This window comes from Polyangium jinanense (genome assembly GCF_028435365.1).
This window is the reverse complement of sequence record NZ_JAGTJJ010000097.1, coordinates 1-18,152: the sequence shown is the minus strand read 5'-3', so window position 1 is coordinate 18,152 and position 18,152 is coordinate 1. Positions and strand designations below refer to the sequence as shown.

The window sequence follows — 18,152 nt, the reverse complement described above, 5'->3', positions numbered from 1 at the left end:
CTGCGCACCGCGCAGTTCTTCCAACAGGAGTCCAGGGCTTGCCCTGGTTCGGGTCGAGGGGCGAACAGCCCCCGCGGGGTCCGGGGCAGCGCCCCGGCGCGGCGGCCCCAAGAAGAGACCAATGCTCAGCGTCAGCCCGGGTCCGCGCAGCCGCAAACGCCCTTGTGGTGCGAGCAGCAGCCACGACGCGGCCCGTCACAGGTACAGGTCGGCGAAAGCGTGCCGTCACAACAAAGCAGCGGGCGATCCGGAGCGGGCGTCGGGGCTGGGGCAGGATCGGCCATGGCCGACGATGCGATGCCGAAGAGAAAACCGACGAAGAGGATCGAGGCGCCGAGTTTTGCGAACATACGATTAGGATCGCAAGATGCGCGGCGGAAGGGAAGCCCGTCGTGGGGCGGATTCGTCAGGACGCGTAGCCCGTCTCGCCGTGCTCCGTCGCGTCGAGGCCCTCGCGCTCCTCGTCCGCGGCGACGCGCAGGCCGATCACCTTGTCGATTCCCTTGAGTAGGAGCCACGTGACGACCGCCGCATAAAGGCCGACGACCACGATGCCGGCGAGCTGCGGCCAGAGCTGTGCGACGTTGCCCGCGAGCGCGCCGTCCCGGCCGGATTCGTTCAAGGCCTTCTGCGCGAAGACGCCCGTGAGGAGCGCGCCGATCGCGCCGCCCACGCCGTGCACGCCGAAGGCGTCGAGGGCATCGTCGTACCCGAGCCGCTCTTTTCCTACGACCGCGAAATAACACGCCGCGCCCGCGGCCACGCCGATGACGGCCGCTGCGGCCGGCGAGACGAACCCCGCCGCCGGCGTGATCCCGACGAGCCCCGCGACGAGGCCGGAGGCGACGCCGAGCGCCGTGGGTTTGCCGCGTTGCCACCATTCCACCGCGAGCCAGCCGAGCGCGCCCGCGGCCGCGCCGACGTGCGTCGTGACGAGCGAGAGCGCGGCGAGCGCGCCGGATCCGAGGGCGCTGCCGGCATTGAAGCCGAACCAGCCGAACCAGAGAATGCCGGCGCCCGTGAGGGTCATCGTGAGGTTGTGCGGCTGGTGGCGCTCGTGTGGATATCCCACGCGTTTGCCGAGGACCACCGCGCAGACGAGCGCCGAGGCGCCGGCCGAGAGATGCACGACGGTGCCGCCCGCGAAATCGAGCGCGCCCATCTTGAAGAGCCAGCCGCTCTCGCTCCAGACCCAGTGCGCGACGGGATCGTAGACGAGCGTCGACCAGAGGAGGACGAACACGGCATACGCGGGAAACCGCATTCGCTCGGCGAAGGCGCCCGCGACGAGGGCCGGGGTGATCACGGCGAACATCATCTGGAACGCGCAAAACGCGAGGTGCGGCACGGTCCCGCGCGCCTCGGTCGCGAGCGGCGTGAGCCCGGCATACCCGAGGCCACCCACGAGCCCGCCGATCGACGGCCCGAACGCGAGCGAGTACCCGAAGAGGACCCACTGGAGCGTCACGAGCGGAAGCGCGGCGAAGGCGTGCATCAGCGTGGACAGCACGTTCTTGCGCCGCACCATCCCGCCGTAAAAGAGGGCGAGGCCCGGCGTCATGAAAAGCACGAGGGCCGTGGAGACGAGGAGCCAGGCGGTGTCGCCCGTATCGACCTTCATGCTCGATCGATACACTCCTCCATGTTTCGCGAATGTTTCCGCGGTGCGTCATGACGCGCGCTTCGCGGAGGAGGGTGACGGAGGTGAGAGGTGTCACATCCGTCGGAGACGGCAGGCTTCCGTCAGCCCTGGCAGGGGTGCGCGTGCTTCTATTTCGCGGCCGCCTTCGCCGCCTGCTTCCGCCAGGCCTCTTCGAGGCCGACATCCAGGAAAACATCGTAATCGAGCCCCGGATACGCTTTCATCATGCGGTCCTTGACCCGATCGATTGCTCCCGCCGGCGGCGGCATCGTGGGTTTTTCCTTCGCGACCTCCTCGAGCAGCCGCCGCAGATACCCCGTCTCCCATTCGAGCAGATCCGCCCCGCCCGTCTTGCCCCGGCCCGGGTGCACGAACTTGGGCTTTACCGCCGCGATCTCCGAGAGCCGCTCGATCCACGCCTCGATCTCGCCGAGCTCGACCCAGGCGTGTGTCCCTTGCCCGACGAGATCCCCGACGAATACGTGCCCGTCGTATTCGACGACCACGTGCGCCTCGGAGCAACCCGCGCCGAGGACGTGCGCCTTCACCGTCACCCCGCCGGCCGAGAGTTCCTGCGTGGCGTCGCCGAAGCTCTCCGGTTTGGGTTGCTCCGTCGGATAATCGGGCGCGTATCGCTCCGCGAACGAGCGCGTGCGGATCTCGTGGACGTGCGGGATCTTGGCGATCACCTGCGCTGACGTGACGACCTTGATGCCCCGCTTCTGGAAGACGGAGATACCATTGAATTTGTCCGGATTGGGGTGCAGGACGATCGCGAGCTCGACCTTCTTGCCCGTGATGGATTCGGCCCGCTCGACGAGCTCCGCCGCGGCGGAGGGCAAAAACTGGGTGTCAATGACGATGAGCCCCTTCGGGCCCTCGATCCAGAACGAGTTCGTCTCGAAACCCCACGGAACGGACGTGTAGACGCCGATGCGCGGATCGGCCTCGAGCCGCGTCGTCTTGCTGGTCGGCTTGGCGCGGCCCGACGCGGCCGTCTCCGACGTGGAGGCGGCGCCGCCGCAGGCCGATAGGGACACGCCGAGGAAGAGCACGCAGAGCAGGTTCGAAGCGGAACGGGAAAGACGCATGCGCGGATGTATCCGATATCGGGAGATGCCGTGCAAGACGGAATGTTCTTCCGTGTGATCCCGCAATCGCATTCCCGTCACCGCCGCGCGAAGATCATGCCTTGAAATCGGCGCCCGAGAGGCCGTGCTTACGGAGCAAGTCGTGGAAGTCGGTGCGATTGCGCCCTGCGAGCTTGGCCGCGGCGCTGACGTTGCCGCCGGCGCGGCGCAGCGCCTCGACGAGATACGCGCGCTCGAACGAGTCCCGCGCGGCGCGCAGCGGCGGCAGCGGGGCCTCGGGATCGCCGCCGAGCACCGCGAGCCCGAGCGGCGGCTCCTCCTCGGCCGACTCGGCCGGCGCCTCGCTCGTAATCGGCGTGGGCGGCCGGGCGGGCGTCGCCAGCGTCGCGAGAATGTGCTGCGGGCGAATGCGTTCGTCCTGACAAAGCAAAATGGCGCCTTCCATGACGTTCGCGAGCTCGCGGACGTTGCCCGGCCACGAATGGGCGAGCAGCACGCGCATCGCCTCGGGCGAGAGATACGGCTCGGCGAGGCCGTACCGCGCGGCCGCTCGGCGCAGGAAGAGCTCGGCGAGCAGCGGGATGTCGTCCTTGCGCTCGCGGAGCGGCGGCATGACGATCGGCACCACGTGCAGCCGGTAAAAAAGGTCCTCGCGGAAGCGCCCCGCGGCGACCTCGGCGCGTAGATCGCGGTTCGTCGCGGCCACGATGCGCACGTCCGCGTCTTCCTCGGTCGCCGATCCGACCTTCGAAAAACGCTTCTCCTGGAGCACGCGGAGCAGTTTTACCTGGACCGGCGCCGGGGCCTCGCCGATCTCGTCGAGCAGGAGCGTGCCCCCGCGCGCCGCCGCGAAGAGGCCGTCCTTGTCGCGGCTCGCGCCCGTGAACGCGCCGCGCACGTGCCCGAAGAGCTCGCTCTCCAGGAGCTCCGCCGGCAGCGCCCCGCAGTTCACGGCGACGAACGGACGCCCCTTGCGCGCCGAGAGCGCGTGCAGCGACCGCGCCGCGAGCTCCTTGCCCGTGCCGGACTCGCCGAGCAGGAGGATGGTCGCGTCCGCGGGCGCAACGCGCGCGATCCGCTCGCGCACGGCCGCGATGCTCTCGCTCGTCCCGAGCAGACGGATGTCGCTCGACGCGTCCCCCACGATGCGCCGGAGGCCCGCCACTTCGCGCTTGAGCCGCCCGCTCTCGATCGCGTGCGCGAGCTTCTGGAGCAGCTCGTAATCCTGGAACGGCTTCGTCAGAAATCCGTACGCGCCCCGCTGGATCGCGAGCACCGCCGTCTCGATCGTGCCGTGGGCCGTCAGGATGATGACCGGCAGATCGGGCGAGCGTTTCTGCACCTCGCCGAGCACCTCCATGCCGTCGCCGTCTTCGAGGCGCAGGTCGAGGATAATCGCGTCGATGTTGCCTTGCTCCAGCGCCTCCATTCCGCCGCGGACCGAGAGCTCCGCGCTCACGCGGTAGCCGTGGTGCTCCAGCCGGTAGGCGAGCAGCTCGCAGAGGTGGGGCTCGTCGTCGATGACGAGGATGTGCGGCCGCGGGGTGGTGTCGGGCTCGTCCTTCCGCATGTGTTCGTCGGGTTTTATCACACGTGCGCGGGCAGGGCGTGGGGCGACGGCGCGGCTTCGTCGAGGGGAAGCCACATGCGGAATACCGCCCCGCCCGCCGGGTCGTCCGAGGCCTCGATGTCGCCCCCGTGCGCCCGCACGATTTCGCGAGCGAGCGCGAGGCCGAGCCCGATGCCCACGCGCTTCGGCGAACTGTCCACGCTGTGCGTCACGAACGCGTCGAAGATGACCGAGCGGATCTCCGGCGGGATGCCCGGACCCTGGTCGGCGACGCTGATCTGGGCCCACGTTCCGGCGAGCCCGCTGGGGCCTTCGGGCACGAGATCGCGGCGGACCCGCACGTGCTGGCCCTTCTTGGAGACGGCGACGGCGTTGCGCACGATGTTCGCGATGGCCCGCTCGACGAGCACCGTGTCGAGGTAGGCCTTGGCCGCCTCGCCGGGCGTCTCGACGTCCACCGTGACGCCGCGCTCGCGTGCCTCGATGTCCTCGTCGCGGACCGCGCTCCAGACGACCTCGTCGACGGAGGCGCCGGGCTTGCGTTGCAGGGGCACGCCGGCGCGCAGGCGCGAGAGATCGAGGAGCGTGGTCACGGTGCGGATCTCGCGCTCGCAGGCGAGCTGCGCGATCTGCACGATACGCCCCTGACGCTCGTTCAGCTTGCCGCCCGCGCCGTCGGCCAGGAGCGAGAGCGCCTCGCGGATCTTCGTGAGCGGCGTGCGCATCTCGTGCGAGACCGACGCTAGAAATCCCTGCTTGAGCGATTCGAGCTCGGCGAGGCGGCGGCGCATCACCTCCATCTCCTCGGCGAGCTCGTACACCTCGCGCGGGCCTTGCGCCTCGATCGTGACCGTGAAGTCACCGCGTCCCACGCTGCGCACGCTCGACGAGAGCGACGCGAGCGGCTGCGTCACCGTGCGTGCGATCCGCTGCGCGAGCAGGACCGCCACGACGCACGCCACGAGCGCGAGCACGATGCCGCTCGACAGCGCCGATCCGGCGGCGCGGCCCGACTCCTCGTCCTTGCGGAGGAGCGCGGAGTGGAGCTCGAACATGCGCGAGATCCAGGCGTCCGTGAGCTTCTCGTCGAGCCGCTCGCGCTCGAGCCGCGTGGTGGTCGTGAGGAGGTGGGCGCACGTGTCGCCCGAGGAGACGCGGGTCGCGAGCGCCTGGTAGTCGCGGACCGGCTCCAGCATGATCTCGCGCACGGGTTTTTCCGCGGACTCGAGCACGGCGTTGAGATCCCGCAGGCGCTGCTGGATGACCCGCGCGGCGTCCTCGGAGGAGCGACCGTGCTCGCAGTCCACGGCGCCGTGCCGCACGGCGATCTCGACGGCCCAGGCGGCGCGGTGGACGGCCTCTTCCGTGTTCAGCGAGCCGAGCTCTGCGTCACGCACTTCCTTGAGCGACGAGCTGATCTGCGCGAGCGAGCCGAGCATGACGACGAGCGCGCAGACCATGAGGCCGACGGGAAGCGCGTGCGAGAGAACGAGCCGCGAGACGAGCCGCATCGAGGAGCTCCGGATATGAAAAAAGGGCGAGAGCTGGGAATTCGTGGATCGTGATGGATCGTGCCGGGCATGAGCTGACACGGCGCGCGACGCCGCGCCATTGTCGCCGATCCCCGACACTGTCGGTGAGGGCCGTCGATCCTGCGTCGGTGCGGCCCGACGAGAGACTGCGATCACGCCCGGAGCTCCCCGTGTTTCGCGGGTGATCCGCTGCTGGCACGCTCCGTGAACATCCGCTCCGGGTCCGAGGAGTCACCACCGAGGAAACTCGCAACGAAGGGATGTTGATGTCGGTCGCGCTTCACACACCTCCCACGATTTTCTCGATGCGCCACGCGCCGAGCTGGGTCTTGCTCGCGCTCGCCGCGGGGAGCGTCAATGCAGGCGCTTTTCTCGCCTGCCAGCGATTCGTCACGCATGTCACGGGCCTGACGACCCAGCTCGGCATCGACGCGGGGCTCTGGGGCCTGATGGCCGAATATGGGCTCGTGGTGCTCTGCTTCATCGCAGGCGCCATGTCGTCGGTGATCGTGCTGCAGCGGCGCCACCAGCGCGGCAAGCCGCCGCTGCACGCCGCGCCGCTGATCTTCGTGTCGACCATGCTCGCGGGCGTCGCGATCTCGGGCCATGCGGGGCTCTTCGGGCAGTTTGGCACGTCCGTCGAGCAGCCCAGGGACTTCTTGCTCCTGTCGCTCCTGAGTTTCGCCATGGGGCTGCAGAATGCGACGGTCTCCACGGCCACGGGCGGCGCCGTTCGCACGACGCACATGACGGGCCCGGCGACGGAGCTCGGCGTGCAGCTCGCGAGCTCCTTTGCCATGGACGGCGAGGCCCGGCGCACGGCGCTCCAGGGCGCGATGCTGCGCGGGTCGAAGATCATCGCATTCGCGTCGGGCGCGGCCCTGATGGTGCCCGCCGTGCGCGCCGGCGGTTATCTCGCGTTCCTGATCCCGGGGGCGTTCATCATGACGGCGACCGTGCTGAGCTTCATCCCGGGCATGAGCGTCGATACGCCCTCCACACGGGAGCCGGCGCTGAGCCGCGGTCACCGCATTGCATAGAAATCATCCATTGAGAAGAACTGTCACGATAGCACGAGCGAGGAATTCATGACGTCGTTGCCGAATTACCAGACGCGAGAGGAATTGGCATTCGCGCGCCCGGAGCGAGCCGCGAAGAGCGAGAAGGCCGCGCTCGTGAATGCCGAGCTCGTGGTGGCGCGCGCCCAGGGCATCCACGCCCAGATGATCCAGCAATCGCGCCTGCTCTCGGCCGTTTGCTTCTTCGCGGCGACCGCGCTCGCCGTCTGGCAGATCTCGACGACCTTCATGATCGTCTTCCTCGCGCTCGCCGTGCTCGTGTCCGTGACGAGCCGGATCCTGGCGCTGCGCGCGTTCCGCCAGGAAATCGAACGAACGGCGCTCGCGCAGGGTTTGGCGGAGGACGCCGCGCGGCGCGTGGCGGCCACGAAGACCGCGGCATTCCGGGCGAAGCGCGCGAGCGGAGACGACGCGCTCGAGGTCGAGGCGTAAAGAGCCCCGCCCGCCCGCGCGCTCCTTTCCCGCCACGCGTCCTGACCGTCCACGCCGCTCCGCATTACATGCAGGGCGGGGCTTCGTGACCGAACCCGAGCGAGCGGACAGGAGGGCGTGGGAAGGCGAGATGTTCCGGCTCCTCGCCGAGAACGTCGTCGATTACGCCGTTTTCATCACCGATCCGCACGGCATCGTCCTGAGTTGGAGCAAGGGTGCCGAGCGGCTCCTCGGCTATCGCGAGGACGAGGTCCTCGGCCAATCATCCGACATTTTCTTTACGCCGGAGGACGTCCGGACCGGCACGCCCGAGCTCGAGCGCGACCAGGCCTCGAGGAGCGGCCGCGGGGGCGACGACCGCTGGCACGTCCGCAAGGATGGCACGCGGTTCTGGTCGGCCGGCGTCGAAACGCCGCTCTGGGACGAGAGCGGAAACCTCCGCGGCTTCGCCAAGATCATGCGGGACCGCACCGACGTGAAGCGGCTCGAGGAGGCGGACCGCGAACGGGAGCGGCAGCTCGAGCTCCTGACCAACCACGTCCCCGTCTTGATCGCCCACTGCGACGCGGATCGCCGTTACAAGTACGTCAACAGGCCTTACGCGGCCCGCTTGCATCGCACGCCGAGCGAGGTCGCTGGCCAAACCATCCGCGACGTCCTCGGCGAAGCTGCATACGCCTCCATCGAGCCGCACGTGGAGGCCGTCCTCCGCGGCGAGCGGGTCGAGTTCGAGGTCGAGGTCACGTACGAGGGCGCCCAGGGCACGCAGATCATGCGGTGCGCGTACGACCCGGAGTTCGACGACGAAGGCCGGGTCACGGGGTTCGTCGCGGCCATCGTCAATGTCACCGAGTCCCAGCTGGCGCGGAATGCCCTGCGCGAGACCGAGGAGCGGCTGCGGACCCTCAGCGACAACCTGCCGCGGGGAGCGATCTACCAGCTCCTGGCCGAACCCACGGGGCACAGGCGATTTCTTTATATCAGCGCGGGCATCGAGCCGCTCATCGGCGTCACGCCCGCCGAGATCCTGGCGGACGCCTCAGCCCTTTATGACCAGATTCACGCGGACGACCGCCCCCGCATCCTCGAGCTGGAGGACGCCGCTCTCCGTGGCCTCGCCACGCTCGATTGCGAGAGTCGATTGTGGACGCGCTGGGGCAGCATCGTCTGGGTTCATTGCCGCTCGGCTCCCCGCCGCTTGTCGACGGGTCAGATCATGTGGGAGGGCATTTTCATGGACGTGACGGCCCGCAAGGAGGCCGAGCAGGCGCTCCGCGAGGCCGATCGCCGCAAGGACGAATTTTTGGCCATGCTCGCCCACGAGCTGCGCAATCCCCTCGCGCCGATCCGGAATGCCGCCCAGATCCTCCGGCTCGTCGGCATGGCCGATCCGAGGATCGAGCGATCCACGGCGATCATCGAGCGCCAGGTCCAGCACATGAGCCGGCTCGTCGACGATCTGCTCGACGTCAGTCGCATCACGAGCGGCAAAATCAAGCTGCAGAAGGGGCGGGTGGACGTCGCGCCGATCGTCTGGCGCGCCCTCGAGACGGCGAGGCCGCTGCTCGACGCGCGCAAGCACGAGATTGCGATCGAATTGCCGACCGAGCCGGTCTGGGTTTACGCCGATCCGACGCGGCTCACGCAGATGATCGAAAACCTCCTGACGAACGCGGCCAAGTACACGGAAGAGCGGGGGCACATCACGATTGCCGTCGAACGGGCGGGGGATACGGTTTCCATTCGGGTGCGGGACACGGGCATTGGCATTCCCCAGGAAATGCTCACGCGGGTCTTCGATCTCTTCACGCAGGTGGATCGCTCGCTAGCCCGGTCGGAGGGTGGCCTCGGCATCGGGTTGACGCTGGTGAAGAACATCGCCGAGATGCACGGCGGCACGGTCGAAGCCCGCAGCGAGGGGCGAGGGAAGGGGAGCGAGTTCATCGTCCGCCTGCCGATCTTGCCGGAGGCGAAGCCGCAAGCGGGCGCGGGGGCATCGGCCGCGAGCCACCCCACGGCGTCCCGCCGCATTCTGCTCGTGGACGACAATCCCGACGTCGCGGAGAGTCTTTCAATGCTGCTGCGCATCGCGGGGCACGAGGTCCACACGGTGCACGACGGCCCTGCGGCGCTGGAAGCGGCGCGGACGTTTCGGCCGGAGGTCGTCTTGCTCGATATCGGTTTGCCTGGAATGAACGGGTACGAGGTCGCCCGAAGGCTTCGCCAGGACCCCGACCAGGGCCAGGCGATTCTCGTCGCGCTGACGGGGTACGGCCACGACGAGGACCGCCGACGAACGAAGGAGGCGGGTTTTTCCGCTCACCTGGTGAAGCCCGTCGATCTCGTCAAGCTGGACGCGATCCTCGCGTCGGTCGGGGCGAGCACCAGCGCGCACAGCCTTCCAAAGAGCTAGGCGGGACGGATCTTTCGGGGTACCCTGGTTTCGCCCACGATGAAGCTCGACTTCGACGCGATGAGCCTGACGGAAATCATCCGGCTCCAGACCCAGCTCTCGCAGGTCCTCACGCGGCGGTTCGAGAAGCCGCTCGCCCTCGGTTTCACCGACATTGTCGGGTCGACGGCGTATTTCGCGCGTTTCGGCGACGAGGCAGGAAGGGCGCTGCAGCAGCTCCACCACGATCTCCTGGCGGAATCGATCCAGCCGTTCGGGGGGCGGATCGTCGACGTCGCGGGCGACGGCGCGTTCACCTGTTTTCCCGACGTCGAAAACGCCGTGGGCGGGCTCGTCGTGTTCCTCGAGCGCGCGTCGCGGGAGAACGAGACGCGGGCGCGGGATCATCGGCTCGTCGTGCGGCTCGGCGTGCACTTCGGGCCGGTCTTGACCGACGGCGTGATCGTGTCGGGCGACGCGGTGAACCTGTGCGCGCGCATCGCCTCGACGGCGGAGCCAGGCGAGCTGCGCCTCTCGGCGGCGGCCCTGCGCGAGTCTCCGCCCGGTATGCGCGTGCGCGCCTGGCCCGTTCCGCCGGTGGTCGTCCGGGGGCATGCGGAACCGCTCGTGCTCTTCCGCTTCGATTGGCGCGACGAACACCGCCTACCCGGGAGCGTGATCGTGCGCGAGACCGGCGACACCTTCGTTTTGCCGCGGCAAGACCTCATCAGCTTCGGCCGGCTGCGCGGGGAGGAAGGGATGCGTGCGAACGACGTGGTCCTCGCACTCTCCGACAAGAAGCTCGAGCAGCTCGTGAGCCGGTTTCATTTCGAGCTTCGGCGCAAGCCGAAGGAGGGGTACGTGCTGCGGCCCGTCTCGCGCCAGCCGACGGAGGTGGACGGGCGGTTGGTCGAGACGAACCAGGAAGCACCGATCCTACCCGGCTCGATCGTGCGGCTTTCGAAGGCCGTGACGCTCGAATTCAAGGCCCGGCCGGAGGCGAGCCTGGGGAATGCTTCCCCGACGATCGAACCGAAATCAGGCTGAGCGTAGCGCCGGGGTTTCACCCCGGACCCCGACCAGGGGTTGTCCACCCCTGGACCCGGACCAGGCACGGCCTGGACCGGGGGTTCAAAAACTGCGCGATGCGCGGTTTTTGAAACGGGCCGAGTCAAGACCGGCAACGACCTTGCCCATCCAAACCGCAGCGCTGACGTGTCTGCTCGAGGCTGAGGCAGCGCTGCCGCCTCGGCTGGCAACGCCGCTCGTGGTCTTGCCACAGGGCCCGTCCGAGAAACCGCGCATCGCGCGGTTTCTCGGCCCTCGGTCCAGGCCGTGCCTGGTCCGGGGTGCAGGGGGCGGACAGCCCCCTGCTGGGGTGCGGGGCAACGCCCCGCGCCCGCGCCCGCGCCCACCTGTGGAACACCTTCTCAGGCCTGACGCGTCGCCGCGGCGCGCGAAAGCCACTGCTCCAGCCGCTCCGCGGCCTTCAGCTCCTCGGACAGGCGGTCGCGTTCTTCCTCGGACAGGGGGAGCGCCTGGAGTTGCTCGTGGAGGGCCTGGCCTGACGCGGCGTCGTTCAGCGCAATCGAAAGCTCGATCCGGGCTGCCATGGCTCGCACCCGGTCCTCCACCTGGGCTTCTGCCCCGTATTTCGCGAGCGCGACGTCGAGCACGCGGGCGGCGGCTTTGTCGTCGTTCTTGAAATCACGCAGGATGCGGGCATTGTCGAGCGCCTTCGCCAGGCCCGAGAGCGCCTTCGATCCGCCGTATTCGAGGTCCGGCTCGCCCCGCTGGATGAAGATGATGTTGTTGCCGGAGGGGTCGATCAGCGAGAAGCGGCTCTGCCCGGGCCGAAAGCGTGTGATCCGGGGCCTGCCGCGGGCCAGCACCTTGCCGTACTTCGCGCGCAGGGCCTCGGTGAACGTGCGGTGATAGGGCTCCACGGCGTCCACGAGGACCAGACAGCCGCCCGAGTTCTCCTCCTTCGGATCCAGTCCCTTGGGGCCTTTGCCGAAGTGCAGCTCGAATCCACGGAAGCGCAGCGCCAGATACAGATACGGCTTCGTCATCTCGTAGGTGGTTTCGAAGCCGAGCGCCCGATAAAACGTGAGCGTCTCGTCGGGCGAAACGCAGGGCAGGAGCGGAATCGTCGTCTCCTTCCCTTCGATGGCGGGACGATGGGTAGCCTCTTTCGTCATGGCTCGCCGATCCGACCTTTCCGATGGCAATGGCGATGGCACAACGTCAGCGCGCTTCGGGCGTGAACAGCGGCTCCCCGCTGGCCTTCACGCCGAACGCGCCGATGAGCGCCCGTCCCTCGGCCGAAAGGAGATACTCCGCGAACGCTCGCGCCCCCTCGGCATTGGCCCCTCCGCCGGCCTTCGGTTCGATCACGGAATACGTGTTCCGCAGCGCCGCGTCGCCCTGGAACACGATCGAGAGCTTCAGATCCTTCTGCTTGGTTACGAACGTCGCGCGATCACTCAACGCGAACGCGCCGTCGTCCGACGCGCGCTCCAGCGTCTCGCCCATCCCTGCGTTCGCCCGCACGATGAATGCGCTGTTCGCGCCGATCCCCGCGGCCTTCCACAGCGCCATTTCGCGCTGGTTCGTCCCCGAGTCGTCCCCGCGTGACACGAACGTTCGCCCCGACGAAGCGATCCGTCGCAGCGCCTCCTCGACGTCTCCCGCGCCGGCCACGACGCCCACCTGATCGGCGGGCCCGACGATCACGAACTCGTTGTGCATGAACGGGCTCCGCCGCCCCACCTCGCCTGCGGCGACCGCGGCTTGCTCCTCGGCAGGCGCGTGCGTGATGGCCACGTCGACCGTGCCGTCGCGCAGCGCGCGGAGCGACTTGCCGGAGCCGAGCGCATTCACCTCGACGCGGTAGCCCGTCTTCGCCTCGAACGCGGGGAGCAGCTCGTCGAGCAGCCCCGCGTCCTTCAAGCTCGTCGTCGTCGCGAGCCGCAGCGCACGCCCTCCCGCAGGCTGCTTTCCGCACGAAAGGCAGAACAGCGCGAGCAAGAAGAGCCCCCAGAGCGACCCGAACGAGCGGCGTGACAGCGCGTGCATGACGCGGCGACTCTACCACTTCGTGTTTGCCCGGTCTGCCCTCGTGTTCGCCCGCGGGGGCAAGCTCCGCAAGACGCTTGTTTTCCGATCGCTCTCCGGCGCATGATCCCGTCCGGAACATGGCCAGCGATTCGAACCTCTCGCGTCGAGGATTCCTCAAGCTGTCGGCTGCGACGAGCGCCGCGGCGGGCTTCGTGGCCGGCTGCGAGGCCACCACGCCTCCGCCTCCGGCCGAGCCTGCGCGCGCAGCGCTCGATCTCACCCGGAACTCCGGGGCGCTTCAGCCCGATCAGATCGTTCGCGCCGCTTGCCAGTTCTGCAACTCCCTTTGTGGGATCCAGGTCCACAAGAAGGGCGGGCGCATCATCGACATCAAGGGCGAGACGGCCGATCCGGTCCAAGACGGCAACCTCTGCGTCAAGGGCCCGATGATGGCGCAGATCGCCTACAACCCGCACCGCATTCGTACGCCGCTCCGGCGCGTCTCCGGCGCGAAAGGCTCCCCCGATTCGCGCTTCGAGCCCATCAGCTGGGATCAGGCCCTCGCCGAGATCGCCAAAAAGCTCGTCGAGATCCGCGATACCACCGGCGCCGCCGGCGTCGCCAGCAAGACCTCGGGGCGGCTCGTGCGCGGGGTCGGCTCCATCATCGGCCGGTTTTTCGATCTCTATGGCTCGCCCAATGCGACCGATGTCGGCCCCGTCTGCAACGACGCGGGCGGCGACGCCCTCGCCTGGACCTTCGGCCTCGGCAATTTTACCAATGGCTACGGCAAGGACGGCATCACGGGGCAGGAGGACCTCGGCAGCTCGAAGTTTTTCCTTTTCTTCGGCACGAACCAGGCCGAGACGCACCCCGTCACGTTCGAGCACCTCCTGCGGGCGCGCGCGCACACCGGCGCGAAGCTCGTCGTCGTCGACCCGCGGCAAACGCCGACCTCGGCCTTCGCGGACCAGCACATCGCCATTCGCCCGCACACCGACATGGCGCTCGTGTACGCCATGCTCGCGCACATCCTCCGGCAGAAGCTCTACGATGCGGCGTTCGTCGAGCGGTGGGTCGTCGGGTTCGACGCGCTCGTCAAGCACGTCGAGGCGCAAGGGTTTTCCCCGGAGTGGGGCGAGCGGATGACGACCATCCCCGCGAGCACGATCCGCGCCCTCGCCGAGGCGTATGCAACGGCCCGCCCTGCGGCGATCTTCTGCAATGCGGGGATCTCGCATCAGATGAACGCGTTCCACACCTACCGGGCGATGGCGTTCCTCGCGGCGATCACCGGCAACATCGGCAAACCCGGTGGCGGCTGCAATTTCATGCACAACACCTGGCCGGGGGATCTCCGTTTGCCGAAGATCCGCGGAGAGGTCCCGGAGAAGAAGGGGCCCGCACTGCTCGGGCCCGACACGTTCCCGCGGGCGATCCTCGACGAGGATCCGTATCGTCTGCGCGCCGTGTTCCTGATGGGAAACCCGCTCGTCGACGGCGCGAACGCGGCGCGGGTGCGCGCGGCGTACGAAAAGCTCGAGCTTCTCGTGTATCCGGGCCTCTTCCTGGAGGAGCCCGCGCTCTTCGCCGATTACGTGCTCCCGATCCCGAGCGTGCTCGAACAGGAGTGCGTCTACATGCGCCGCGACGATCGCGCCATTCGCTGGTCGGACAAGGCGATCGACCCCATCGGTGAGGCGCGGCCCGACATTCACGTCTGGATCGATCTCGCCCACGCGATGGCCGAGGTCGACAAGAAGAATCCGCCTTCGTACTGGAAAGACAATCTTCCGGCGGCGTGGAAGGATTATCGCACGCTCTGGGACGAGGTCTTCGTCAAGAACACGCCGGGCATGGCGGGGATGACCTCGAAGCGGCTGCGCGAGAGAACCGAGCCGCTCCGTTGGCCTTGCCCTTCCGAGGATCATCCGGGCACGAGCACGCTTTACCTCGACCATCCCTCCTGGGCGTCCGTGGCGAGCGCTCTCGGGCACGCGGGGAAACGTTTCTTCACGCCGAGCGGAAAGGTCGAGATTTTCACGTCGGCGATTCACGAAAAACTCGCGCGCGCCGGGCACGCCGCGCTCCCGCCGTTTTATTCGCACCCGGAGGTCGGCGCCGGGGTCCCGACGATCGAGCACCTCGCCGAGAAGGTTCCGAATCCGCTCCATCCCGGCTCCTCCACGCCGCGGGTCAAGCTCGGCGTGCCGCCGAACGAAGGCGTGCGCGCGGGGTTTCCGCTCCTCGGGATGATCGGCCGGCCGAGCGTGGTCCATTTCGCGACGATGACGCAATGGACGCAGACCGGGAAGCTGATGAACGGGATCCGGCTCGTGCAGATTCACCCGCGCGCGGCAGCGCGGGCGGGCATCCGCGACGGAGACGCGATCCGGGTGGAGAGCCCGCGGGGCGGGATCACGGCGACGGCGCTGCTCTTCGATGGCATTCGCGAGGACACGATCTTCGTGCCGAATTTTTTCGGTCCCGCGCAAAAGGTCGGCGACGATCTCGGCCTGCCGCGGTACGAGCCCGCGAACGTGCTCATCGATGACCGGCATTTCGACGCGCTGTCCGGACAGCAGGCGTACAAGTGTTGTGCTTGTCGGGTGGTCCGGGCCTGAGCCTCTTGCCCTTCGTTCAGCGCACGAGCTTTTCCACCGGCACGTGGAACGTCGCGCGGAGAATGCCGAGCCACGACCGCGTCGTTTCGGGCTCCTCGATCGGCGCCGTATCGTACGCCGTGAAGTAACCTGCGGCCGACACCGCGCAGAACGGCGTCGCCCACCATCGAATCGCCGCCGAGACGCTCGTGGCCCCGCCGGGCTCGACGTCACGCGCGCCTTGCCCGAGCGAGAGCCGCTCGAATCGCCCCGCGAGCTCCAGCGCGCCGATTCCCCAGGATCGCCCCGGCCGCTCCGTCGGCCATATCCCAGGCGCGCGACGTTGCCCCGTCAGCATCCACGCGGCCTCGACGAATCCGCCGAGCGAGCGGATGGAATCTTGCGACACGCGGGGCGTCGCCGGATTGCCGTCCGTATCCTTGGCGCGGCTCTCCTTGGCGACCCCGATTTCCCCGAGGATTCGCACCGGCCCGAGATACGCGGCCGCGTGCGCCTCGGCGACGTACCGCGGGCCATAGACCGTGGCGACGCGATAAAAGATGAACCCGTCCGCGGTCGTGCCCCGGACGCCGAGCCGATCCTCGGCGCTTTCCGCGTGGATCCCGGCGCCGAGGCGCAGGCCGAGGAGCGGCGTGCCTTTCGCCTGTGGATTCGCGCGCCCGAGCGCCACGTCGAGCCGCGCATCCACAGCGAAATCGCTGTTGTCATTGCCGAGCACGCTGCCCGACCCATTGCCCACGCGCAGCCATGCTTCGAGCGGGAGCGACGGCGTGGGCAGCCTGTGCACTTCGAGCCCCACGTCGCGACCGGGCCAGAGCGCGCGGACGATCATCGGACGCTCGGGGACGGGGAGCATCCACACGGGCTCGTCGCGCGCCGATGAGAAAAGCGGCGTCTTGCGCGCCCCGAGGGAGAGCTCCCACGACGCCGACGGCCGAAAGGACACGTAAGCGTCGAGCTGCGCCGGTTTTTCCTGGGCCCATTCGGCCTGCGCGGCGGCGTGAAACCAGGGCGTGAAATCGGCGCGCGCGCCGAGGCGGAGGCGGGTGACCGCGAAGCCGTCCTCGCCCTCCACGCGATCGGCGGAGTGGAGGCGCGCGTCGATGTCCCCCTGGAAAAGAGCCTGCACCCGCGGCCCTTCGGCGCGGGCGACGGCCGGCGACAGGAGCAGCGCCACGAGGGCGATTCCGCGGCGCATCATCAATCGACCGGCAGGATCCGAAGGAAATGCGTCACGCCGTCCTCCTCGATGCCATCGTGATCGGCGAGGAAGAGGCGACGGTTTTCCGCGTCGTACGCGACGCCGCGGACCTCCTGGAACCCGCTCGCGAATTCGCTCCACTCGCCGCCGCTACGATCTGGCGGACACTGCCGTCCTTGCCGCCGGTGAAAAACGTTCCATTGGCCCGTCGGTCAGCAGATCGGGCCCGACGAGCTGCGCGATCACGACGATCTGATCCGGCGAAGCGATCGGCGCCCGGAGCACGTTGCCGGTCTCCTGCTCGGTGACGATGAAGTCGCCCTTCGCGGCAAGAACGCCGACGGGCTTTTTGAGGCCGGTGATGACTTCGGTCTCGGCGCCGGCGAGATCGAGCTTGGCGACGCTGCCGAGCTTGATGCCGTTCATCGCGACGAAGAACGTATCGTACAACGTGCCGTCCTCGGACACGGTGAGGCCGATGCGGCGGCGGAGGGGATCGAGGTTCGGGACCACGCCGTTCGTGCCGTCGGGCTTGGCATACACGACGTCGCCCGCGGTGCCGCCGCCGAACCTGGGCACGACGAGCGTGCCGTCCTTCAGCTTGACGACTTGGCCGAGGCCCGCGCTATCGGGCGGCGCGGGAGGCAGCTCGGCGGCGAGGCCGAGCCCTTGGGTATCGGTCCACGAGAGGATCCGATTGCCATTGTCGTCGGCGATGAAGAGTGTGGCAGTATCGGCATCCCAGAAGAGTCCGTTGGGATCGCCGTCGAGCGAGATGCTCGTGGGCCCGCGATCGACGACGACGCCATTCCCGCCGCCGGTGCTCGCGCCGGAGCCGGAGCCGGAGCCCGAGGACGAAGGCGAGGTGCCGCCTCCGCACGCGGAGAGCATGCCGAGCAGGGCGACGGCTGCGAGGGTCGTGAATGTCGAGTGATGCATGAATGGTTCTTCTCCCTGGCACCATGGAACACCACAACTCGGGGATGCGGGGCAAGGAGCTTGTCGGGAGCGGAGGCGAAGGCGGAGGCGGAGGCGCGTGCGCGTGCGCGTGCGCTTGCGTAGGCGGATCTGGCGAGCGCGAGCGTTTGCAGGTGCCGTCGGGCGAGGGAGAGGCGGGCGTACGCGGTCTTCGTCTTGATGCCGAGTCCTGCGGCGATCTCCCGGATCGAACGGCCTTCCAGGTAAAGCACCACGAGTGCGGATTGGTTCGTCGCGGGAGAACCCACGATCGGACGTGAATGCGGCGAGGGACGTTGGAATGGGAGCGCTCCCGCGCAGTTCATCGAACAGGCCAGGTCAAGACCAACGACGACCCTGCCCATAAGAACCGCGGCGCTGAGGATTCAACTGACAACCTGCCCGCCGCCAGCGCGCAACGCACCTCCATGGTCTTGCCACTGGCCTGTGGGAAGAACTGCGCATCGCGCAGTTCTTCCCCAAATGGTCCAGGGCTTGCCCTGGTTCGGGTCGAGGGGCGAACAGCCCCCGCGGGGCCCGGGGCAGCGCCCCGGCGCGGCGGTTTGACGAGC

14 protein-coding genes and 1 pseudogene are annotated in these 18,152 nt (G+C 68.5%); 5 read left to right on the top strand and 10 right to left on the bottom strand.

What is annotated here, in order from left to right; genetic code table 11:
* Positions 1 to 131: 131 nt before the first annotated feature.
* From KEG57_RS52320 to KEG57_RS52300, 5 genes are all read right to left on the bottom strand, one after another.
* Positions 132 to 350, bottom strand: coding sequence for a hypothetical protein (locus KEG57_RS52320; RefSeq protein WP_272459991.1), 219 nt, complete (start codon positions 348 to 350; stop codon positions 132 to 134).
* Positions 351 to 406: 56 nt separating this feature from the next.
* Positions 407 to 1,621 (bottom strand): ammonium transporter, encoded by a 1,215-nt coding sequence (locus KEG57_RS52315; protein ID WP_272428301.1) that lies wholly within the window; start codon positions 1,619 to 1,621, stop codon positions 407 to 409.
* 149 nt (positions 1,622 to 1,770) lie between these two features.
* Positions 1,771 to 2,733: an MBL fold metallo-hydrolase gene (locus tag KEG57_RS52310; RefSeq protein WP_272428300.1), complete on the bottom strand. Its 963-nt coding sequence runs from the start codon at positions 2,731 to 2,733 to the stop codon at positions 1,771 to 1,773.
* 94 nt (positions 2,734 to 2,827) lie between these two features.
* Entirely contained in the window at positions 2,828 to 4,303 is a 1,476-nt protein-coding gene (locus tag KEG57_RS52305) for a sigma-54-dependent transcriptional regulator (RefSeq protein WP_272428299.1), read from the bottom strand.
* 17 nt (positions 4,304 to 4,320) lie between these two features.
* Positions 4,321 to 5,814: a HAMP domain-containing sensor histidine kinase gene (locus KEG57_RS52300; RefSeq protein ID WP_272428298.1), complete on the bottom strand. Its 1,494-nt coding sequence runs from the start codon at positions 5,812 to 5,814 to the stop codon at positions 4,321 to 4,323.
* A gap of 287 nt (positions 5,815 to 6,101) precedes the next feature.
* Here KEG57_RS52300 and KEG57_RS52295 point away from each other — a divergent pair, with 287 nt between their 5' ends.
* From KEG57_RS52295 to KEG57_RS52280, 4 genes are all read left to right on the top strand, one after another.
* Positions 6,102 to 6,875 carry a YoaK family protein gene (locus KEG57_RS52295; protein WP_272459990.1) on the top strand — a complete coding sequence of 258 codons (774 nt, stop codon included), beginning with the start codon at positions 6,102 to 6,104 and terminating at the stop codon, positions 6,873 to 6,875.
* 48 nt (positions 6,876 to 6,923) lie between these two features.
* On the top strand, positions 6,924 to 7,346 hold the full coding sequence (locus tag KEG57_RS52290; protein ID WP_272428296.1) for a hypothetical protein: 423 nt from the start codon (positions 6,924 to 6,926) through the stop codon (positions 7,344 to 7,346).
* A 130-nt stretch (positions 7,347 to 7,476) separates the two neighbouring features.
* A complete protein-coding gene (locus KEG57_RS52285; RefSeq protein ID WP_272428295.1) occupies positions 7,477 to 9,759 on the top strand; it encodes a hybrid sensor histidine kinase/response regulator in 2,283 nt (760 codons plus the stop codon).
* Between the two features lie 39 nt (positions 9,760 to 9,798).
* On the top strand, positions 9,799 to 10,785 hold the full coding sequence (locus KEG57_RS52280) for an adenylate/guanylate cyclase domain-containing protein (RefSeq protein ID WP_272428294.1): 987 nt from the start codon (positions 9,799 to 9,801) through the stop codon (positions 10,783 to 10,785).
* 383 nt (positions 10,786 to 11,168) lie between these two features.
* Here KEG57_RS52280 and KEG57_RS52275 read toward each other — a convergent pair whose 3' ends face one another.
* Together KEG57_RS52275 and KEG57_RS52270 are read right to left on the bottom strand one after the other, a co-directional pair.
* Complete coding sequence (locus KEG57_RS52275; protein WP_272428293.1) at positions 11,169 to 11,939, bottom strand: DUF8817 family protein; 771 nt, start codon at positions 11,937 to 11,939, stop codon at positions 11,169 to 11,171.
* 46 nt (positions 11,940 to 11,985) lie between these two features.
* Complete coding sequence (locus KEG57_RS52270) at positions 11,986 to 12,816, bottom strand: ABC transporter substrate-binding protein (RefSeq protein ID WP_272428292.1); 831 nt, start codon at positions 12,814 to 12,816, stop codon at positions 11,986 to 11,988.
* A gap of 119 nt (positions 12,817 to 12,935) precedes the next feature.
* Here KEG57_RS52270 and KEG57_RS52265 point away from each other — a divergent pair, with 119 nt between their 5' ends.
* Positions 12,936 to 15,422 (top strand): molybdopterin-containing oxidoreductase family protein, encoded by a 2,487-nt coding sequence (locus KEG57_RS52265; protein ID WP_272428291.1) that lies wholly within the window; start codon positions 12,936 to 12,938, stop codon positions 15,420 to 15,422.
* 16 nt (positions 15,423 to 15,438) lie between these two features.
* Here KEG57_RS52265 and KEG57_RS52260 read toward each other — a convergent pair whose 3' ends face one another.
* The 3 genes and pseudogenes from KEG57_RS52260 to KEG57_RS56380 all read right to left on the bottom strand — a co-directional run.
* Positions 15,439 to 16,623, bottom strand: a complete 1,185-nt coding sequence (locus KEG57_RS52260) for a porin (protein WP_272428290.1) — start codon at positions 16,621 to 16,623, stop codon at positions 15,439 to 15,441.
* 150 nt (positions 16,624 to 16,773) lie between these two features.
* Positions 16,774 to 17,562 (bottom strand): hypothetical protein, encoded by a 789-nt coding sequence (locus tag KEG57_RS52255; RefSeq protein WP_272428289.1) that lies wholly within the window; start codon positions 17,560 to 17,562, stop codon positions 16,774 to 16,776.
* Positions 17,563 to 17,723: 161 nt separating this feature from the next.
* Positions 17,724 to 17,906: pseudogene (locus KEG57_RS56380) on the bottom strand (sigma factor-like helix-turn-helix DNA-binding protein); the annotation flags it as partial.
* Positions 17,907 to 18,152: the final 246 nt, after the last annotated feature.

Excerpts from the sequence above, each read along its gene's own strand:
- KEG57_RS52260 (WP_272428290.1), bottom strand. The coding sequence starts at position 16,623 with ATGATGCGCCGCGGAATCGCCCTCGTGGCGCTGCTCCTGTCGCCGGCC.
- KEG57_RS52300 (WP_272428298.1), bottom strand. The coding sequence starts at position 5,814 with ATGCGGCTCGTCTCGCGGCTCGTTCTCTCGCACGCGCTTCCCGTCGGC.
- KEG57_RS52290 (WP_272428296.1), top strand. The coding sequence starts at position 6,924 with ATGACGTCGTTGCCGAATTACCAGACGCGAGAGGAATTGGCATTCGCG.
- KEG57_RS52310 (WP_272428300.1), bottom strand. The coding sequence starts at position 2,733 with ATGCGTCTTTCCCGTTCCGCTTCGAACCTGCTCTGCGTGCTCTTCCTC.
- KEG57_RS52275 (WP_272428293.1), bottom strand. The coding sequence starts at position 11,939 with ATGACGAAAGAGGCTACCCATCGTCCCGCCATCGAAGGGAAGGAGACG.
- KEG57_RS52285 (WP_272428295.1), top strand. The coding sequence starts at position 7,477 with ATGTTCCGGCTCCTCGCCGAGAACGTCGTCGATTACGCCGTTTTCATC.
- KEG57_RS52305 (WP_272428299.1), bottom strand. The coding sequence starts at position 4,303 with ATGCGGAAGGACGAGCCCGACACCACCCCGCGGCCGCACATCCTCGTC.
- KEG57_RS52255 (WP_272428289.1), bottom strand. The coding sequence starts at position 17,562 with ATGCATCACTCGACATTCACGACCCTCGCAGCCGTCGCCCTGCTCGGC.
- KEG57_RS52320 (WP_272459991.1), bottom strand. The coding sequence starts at position 350 with ATGTTCGCAAAACTCGGCGCCTCGATCCTCTTCGTCGGTTTTCTCTTC.
- KEG57_RS52270 (WP_272428292.1), bottom strand. The coding sequence starts at position 12,816 with ATGCACGCGCTGTCACGCCGCTCGTTCGGGTCGCTCTGGGGGCTCTTC.
- KEG57_RS52315 (WP_272428301.1), bottom strand. The coding sequence starts at position 1,621 with ATGAAGGTCGATACGGGCGACACCGCCTGGCTCCTCGTCTCCACGGCC.
- KEG57_RS52295 (WP_272459990.1), top strand. The coding sequence starts at position 6,102 with ATGTCGGTCGCGCTTCACACACCTCCCACGATTTTCTCGATGCGCCAC.
- KEG57_RS52280 (WP_272428294.1), top strand. The coding sequence starts at position 9,799 with ATGAAGCTCGACTTCGACGCGATGAGCCTGACGGAAATCATCCGGCTC.
- KEG57_RS52265 (WP_272428291.1), top strand. The coding sequence starts at position 12,936 with ATGGCCAGCGATTCGAACCTCTCGCGTCGAGGATTCCTCAAGCTGTCG.